The 2,254-nt window shown below is 72.9% G+C and carries 1 protein-coding gene; it reads right to left on the bottom strand.

Annotation, left to right across the window (positions count from 1 at the left end; all coding sequences use genetic code 11):
• A partial coding sequence (locus tag STRIP9103_RS29555) for a SpoIIE family protein phosphatase (RefSeq protein WP_048821215.1) occupies positions 1–2,210 on the bottom strand: 2,210 nt, incomplete at its 3' end.
• Between the last annotated feature and the right edge of the window lie 44 nt (positions 2,211–2,254).

The following is a 2,254-nucleotide window of genomic DNA, read 5'->3' as shown; positions in this document are numbered from 1 at the left end:
CGGCGCAGATGGGGTGAGGTGCTGCTGGCGTCGGAGACCTCGCAGATCAGGGTGCGGTCGCGGATGAGCCTCAGCTGGATGGGGGCGCCGCCGTAGCGGATGGCGTTGGTGACGAGTTCGCTGACCACGAGTTCGGTGACGAAGACGGCCTCCTCCAGTCCCCAGCGGACGAGTTGGTCGGTGGCGAGCTTGCGGGCGTTGGCGACGAGCGCCGGGTCGTCGGTCAGGTTCCACACGGCCACCTGTTCCGCGTCGAGGGCGCGGGTGCGGGCGATCAGCAGGGCCACGTCGTCGGCGGGGGTGTCGGGCAGCAGCTCCTTGAGGACACTGTCGCAGGCGCTCTCCAGACTGCCCACCGAACGTTGCAGGGCGGCGCACAGGGCGGCGGTCCCGGTGTCGACGTCACGGTCCCGGGCCTCGACCAGACCGTCGGTGTAGAGGGCGAGGACCGAGCCCTCGGGCAGCTCCAACTCCGTGGCCTCGAAGGGGAGTCCGCCGACGCCCAGCAGCGGGCCGGCCGCCACCTCGACGACCTCGACGCTGCCGTCGGGGCGTACGACCACCGGCGGCGGATGTCCGGCGGAGGCCATGGCGCAGGTGCGGGCGACCGGGTCGTACACCGCGTACAGACAGGTGGCGCCGATCTCTCCGCCGGCGCTGCCGTCACCGGCCGCGAGGTGTTCGACGAGGTCGTCGAGGTGGGTGAGGAGTTCGTCGGGCGGCAGGTCCACGTCGGCCAGCGCCCACACCGCCGTACGCAGCCGGCCCATGGTGACGGAGGCGTGGAGGCCGTGGCCGACGACGTCGCCGACGACCAGCGCCACCCGGGTCCCGGACAGCGGGATCACGTCGAACCAGTCGCCGCCGACCCCGGCCTGCGAGAGCGCCGGCAGATAACGGGAGGCGAACTCGACGGCCGCCTGGCCCGCCATCGCCTTGGGCAGCAGGCTGCGCTGCAAAGCCAGCGCGGTCGTGCGCTCCCGGGTGTAGCGCCGGGCGTTGTCGACGCAGACGGCGGCCCGGCTGGACAGTTCCTCGGCCAGGGACACGTCGTCCTGGTCGAAGGCGTCGGGGGACTCGGGGGTCAGCATGCGGACGAGGATGGCCACGCCCAGGGTGGTGCCACGGGCGACCAGCGGTACGGCCATCAGCGACAGCTCGTGGTCCTCGGCCTCCCGCAGCTTGGCCGAGCGGGCTCCGTGCCGGGCGAACCAGGCGTCGAGATCGTGGTCGCCGGTCCGGGTGAGCACGGGCTCACCGGTGAGCAGGGCGCGGACGGGCGGCGAGAAGTCGGGGTAGACGTCGGCGGTCCCGAGGCCGACCACCGCCTCGGGGGCACCGGGGGTACGGGACTGGTGGGCGGCCCTGCGCAGTTGGACACCGCCGTCCATCGGGACCGTCTCGGGTTCCTCGCCCTGGAGCACGGACTCCAGCAGGTCGACGCTGGCGAAGTCGGCGAGCCGGGGCACCACCAGCTCGGCGAGTTCGCGGGCGGTCTGGACGACGTCGAGCTTGGTCCCGATGGACCCGGCGGCCTCGTTCAGCAGGGCCAGCCGCTGCCGTGCCCAGAACTGCTCACTGCTGTCGAACGCGGCGAGCGCGGTGCCGATGAGCATTCCCGTGTGGTCCCGGACGGGCCACATCTCGGAGGTCCAGGCGTGCATGCGCCGGCCGGACGGCGAGCGGGTCCAGCTCTCGTAGCGGACCGGCTGGCCGGTCTCCACCACGATCTCCAGATGGCGCAGGAAGCCCACGCTGTGCTCGGCGACATCCACGGTGTCGAGGAAGTAGCGGTGCCGGAACTCCGCCTCGGGCTGTCCCATGACCTGGCACGCCCAGTCGTTCATGCGCAGATAGCGCTGGCTGGTGTCGAACACCGACATGGACATCGACGCCTGGTCGAAGGCCAGCGCGCCGAGTCCCCGCTCGAACGCGCTCGGGGCGGCGGTGACGACGAAGCCCCGCCGTTCGCCGTCGACGCCCCACAGCGGACACATCCGCAGCCCGAGCTCCTGGAGCCGCCCGTCCCGGTACCGCACGGTCACCAGCGCGTCCCCGTGCGCCAGCAGCGCCCGCCGGGCCGCCGAAGCGTCCCCGTCGACCAGCTCCGACGCGGGTCGCCCGGTCACGTCCGCGGCGGCCCACCCCGTGAGCAGCCGTGCGCCCTCGCTCCACCCCGCGACGAGGCCACGTGCGTCGACCACCGCCATCGCCTCACCCGCCGGGGCAGCCCTGGACGATGCGGACGCCTTCG

This window comes from Streptomyces ipomoeae 91-03, from assembly GCF_000317595.1.
GTDB classification, from domain to species: domain Bacteria; phylum Actinomycetota; class Actinomycetes; order Streptomycetales; family Streptomycetaceae; genus Streptomyces; species Streptomyces ipomoeae.
The sequence above is the reverse complement of the archived record's forward strand: the minus strand, read 5'-3'. Positions and strand labels throughout refer to the sequence as shown.